4 protein-coding genes and 1 riboswitch are annotated in these 3,828 nt (G+C 34.3%); all 4 genes read right to left on the reverse strand.

All coding sequences use genetic code 11. The features are described 5' to 3' along the window. Nucleotides 1-872 (reverse strand): nitrate- and nitrite sensing domain-containing protein (locus tag ABZC96_RS08935; protein ID WP_373030564.1); only part of this gene is annotated, 872 nt, incomplete at its 3' end. A 13-nt stretch (nt 873-885) separates the two neighbouring features. Further along, complete coding sequence (locus ABZC96_RS08940; RefSeq protein ID WP_373030566.1) at nt 886-2,175, reverse strand: hypothetical protein; 1,290 nt, start codon at nt 2,173-2,175, stop codon at nt 886-888. An 18-nt stretch (nt 2,176-2,193) separates the two neighbouring features. Continuing rightward, nucleotides 2,194-2,607 carry a PAS domain-containing protein gene (locus ABZC96_RS08945; protein ID WP_373030568.1) on the reverse strand — a complete coding sequence of 138 codons (414 nt, stop codon included), beginning with the start codon at nt 2,605-2,607 and terminating at the stop codon, nt 2,194-2,196. An 87-nt stretch (nt 2,608-2,694) separates the two neighbouring features. After that, nucleotides 2,695-2,769: riboswitch (cyclic di-GMP riboswitch) on the reverse strand. Nucleotides 2,770-2,915: 146 nt separating this feature from the next. Beyond that, nucleotides 2,916-3,828: helix-hairpin-helix domain-containing protein (locus tag ABZC96_RS08950; protein ID WP_373030569.1), on the reverse strand; the 913-nt coding region annotated here is incomplete at its 5' end.

Below are 3,828 nucleotides of genomic sequence, written 5' to 3' on the forward strand. Positions count from 1 at the left end.
ATCTTTTGTGTCTGTAGTGCAAACCAGTCTATAACCTCTTCTGCATAGTCACCATTATCGATATCTGTTTGAATCGCAGACGATGTCATACCAAGGTTAGTCATAATTTCCTGTGCATTATCATTATAGAGTACTATCTCAAGTTGTTGACGTAAGACAGGATTTGTTACTTGCTTGATATCAAATATATTTGCTTTTGTTTTAAATTCATCCCATAAGGCAATTTCTTCAAATGCCAAAGAAGATCTCTTAGCCATATAGTATGAAATAAATCCTCTTTCAAGACCACTGTTCTCTTTTGCTGTATAAAGCTGTATGAGTGTGCCTATAAGTGATGAAATCTCTGTATCAAGTGCATAAGTTTTAAGCGTTAAAATTTTGTCCAGTGTAGGTATAGATAAACCATCTCTATATGTTTTAAAGAATGTATCTTTAAAATCTACATCTTCAGTGTCTATCTTTTCTCTAGCTTCTGGTAGTCTACCTATGTTTGCAATAAGTCTTTTATATGGGTCGAATGGTTCTACAGATTTCCCCTCTATAAGTTCAACCAGAAAAGGAAGATAAACTTTGTTTTCTGTGATTACTTCATATTTGAGGTTCTCAAAAGATTCATCTAATGCCTCTCGTTGTTTGATAAGTGCCTCAGCATACTCTTTTTTATCAGTTCCCAGGTATAAAGCCGTTAATCCATTTTCTTTACCTATATTGATAAGTGCTTTGTCCAAAGCACCATTGTTGATCAATGTAGTTTTAAGAGCATTTGCTTTTTCATAGTTCACATATGAAGTTACAAAGAAATAACTTGATAGTAGAATGAGTAGGGTAATTGGTACAAGACCAATCAGTTTAAGTCTATTACGTATAGTCATAGTATATTTCCTTTTATTTTGCTAGCGCATTTATTTGAATTTCGAAAGACAAAAAGTGTCCCCAATAGTCTTTGATCAAATGCTCTAATTCGTTACTGTCTTCACAAAATTGTATTTTATAAAGTGTATCAGACAAAGCATTGATACGGAGATTGCTAGATGCCCCTTTAAGTAGGTGCCCTATCTTTTGAATCGCATCCAAATCACCTTCTTCATAGGCTTTTAACATCTTCTCAGTCTCAATATGTCCTTGCTCTATGAAATCATGTACAAATTCTTCAATAAGTTCTACAGGTAAAGATAAATCATTTGCAGCTTCTTCAAGTTGAAAGTCAAAGTGAATAGGTTTGATACCTTCAAGAGAAATAGTACCAAAGCTCTTTTCATTGACTGTAACTTCTGGTTCAATTTTTTTGTCTTCTACATCAAAAAGATCAATTTTAGCCTCTTCTTGTGTATCAAAGAGTTCCATTTCAGGTTCTGCTTGAGAAGTTGGAGATGTAGTAATTCTTGAGAGTGCCGCGTAAAAAGATTCTATAGTTTCTTTTTGTTCATTTGCAGATACAGTATCAACTTTTGCTATGATGTCTCCAATAACTGGTAGTTGTAATACTTCACCAAGATGTGTAAGTGTTGCAACGGCATTTGAACGTTTTGCTGTATCTGTACTCTGTAGATCTTGTTCTAGTCCAAGTGCAGTATCAATATATTCATTGAGGAATGTATCGTAGTCTTCATGAGAAACACCGATCTGTTGACAAACTTTATCTATATCTACAAGAATTTCAGCAGTATCATCTGACACAGCTTTATCAATAATTACCTCATCTTCTTTATCAGATAATCCCAAATCAAGGATATCTGTATCTTCAGTAATGATATCGAGTGAATCTTCCACCGAGTCAATGCTATTTTCTGTTTCATCTTCCATTACAAGATCAAACAGATCGTTGTCATCTATAGTAACTTCTGTTTCTTCACTTATATCCTCTATATCTAGGGGAGCAATACCCTCTACAGTATCATCAAGTGTTAATATAGATAAATCATCTTCCTCTGCTTTTTCTTCCTCTGCTTGTATCTCAACCAATGTGATATGACCAAGCATACTTGAAAGAGATGTTTTTGAGATAGGAAACGTTTTATCATTATTAATAATGATATTTTCTTCAGATAGATCAAATTTTGTATCACCTAATGCAATTTTTAAAGATAATTCATCTATGTGAGACAGTCCACACAATGCTAATAAATTATCATCGGCAGCAATAATTTGATTTGTTTCATTTAGTATATAGTACATTTTATTGACAACTCCTCTTTAGTTACTTTCTTTTTCTAACAAATCCCTGTAAATAGGAATGGTTTCTGATACTTCTGTTTCAGATGCAGGTCTTCTCGCTGCAGTATAACCAGTGACTTCTCCATCGACCACTATAGGTGAAATATGTGAATAAACCCAATAATATCTACCATCTTTTCTTAGGTTCTTTACGATACCTGTCCATTCTTTTCCACCTTGTATCGTGTCCCAAACTTCTTGAAATGCTGCTTTTGGCATATCTGGATGTCTTACGATATTGTGATTCTTTCCTACTAATTCATCTTTAGTATATCCTGATATCTCACAGAATTTTCTGTTCGCATAGGTAATGATACCTTTTAAATCTGTAGAACTAACGATCAGGCCTTTTTCAAAGGTATACTCTTCATCAATTGGATCAGGTCTATTCATAGTATTCTTTTCCCCTTTTTTATAGTGTGTCAAATGTGTCAAATTAAGAAGTGTAGTCCCAGCAAACTTAAAGTCATAAAGTTTACTGTTTGTAACCTGGCTGTCTTCATGAGACCCACGGCTTTCTGTCCTCACTTCACAATGAGTTTAGCTTTTTAACTTAGAGTTATGTATTGTATAATATAGACTACAACATTCAAGTCAAGAAATATTATATACACAATCCCACTCCTAAAACTCTATAACAATTAAACTAAAAATAGAATGAATTAGACAGCTTTTAGTAAAAAATATTAAATTATGTACGATTATGGATTATAATTTTTAATAATGTTTGAAATTTTTTTATTTGTAACTTTTTCAAGTTCTTTATAAGATGCATTCTCAATAGCTTCAAATGTTCCAAAATAATCGAGTAACTTTTTTACAGTTGCTTTGCCTATGCCTTTTTTATTCAGAAGTGAAACTTGTGTATCTTCTTTACGTTTTTTGTTCTGATGGTAGGTAATCGCATAACGATGTGCTTCATCTCTTTGTCTCTGTATCCAGTGAAGACGTTTATCATTTGGTTTAAGCTCAATGAGGCCCTGAGATGTATAGATCATATCTTTGGCTGCACCTTTTGCACGATGTGCTTTGGCATCGAGTTTTTCTTTGGCAATGGCAATCACATCAAGATTTACATGGGCTTCTTTTAGAAGGGTTTTTGCAAGATTGAGATTGGCTTGTCCTCCATCAAGTATCCATAGGTCGGGAGCAGGTTGTTCTTTAAAATTTTCTATACGCCTAGAGAGCATTTCTTTCATTTGCCCATATTCATCACGTGCGTGCAGGGTGTATCTTCGGTACGCATTTTTATCCCATTTGTCTTCGTTCCAAACAACCATACCTCCTACTGTAGCCACTCCCATAAGATGTGAGTTATCAAAAGTTTCTACGCGGTAAGGGATGACAGTAAGGTCAAAGAGATCAGCTATTTTTTGTTCCATGATAGTATCACTCTGTGTTTTACGTAATAACTCTTCACAGTTTTGCAAAGCCAAAGAGATGAGTTTGGCTTTGGGGCCTCGCCTGGGAGTGAGTATCTCTATCTTTTTCTCAAAACGTGTGGAAAGCGTTGTGGCTACCTGCTGGCTGTCTTCAAATGTATGGGCAGTAAGAATTTGTTTGCTTATATTTGGTGTATCTATGGTATAAAATTCTAATAAAGCTTGTTTATAC

It is taken from the genome of Sulfurovum sp. (assembly GCF_041551015.1).
Classification (GTDB): Bacteria; Campylobacterota; Campylobacteria; order Campylobacterales; family Sulfurovaceae; genus Sulfurovum.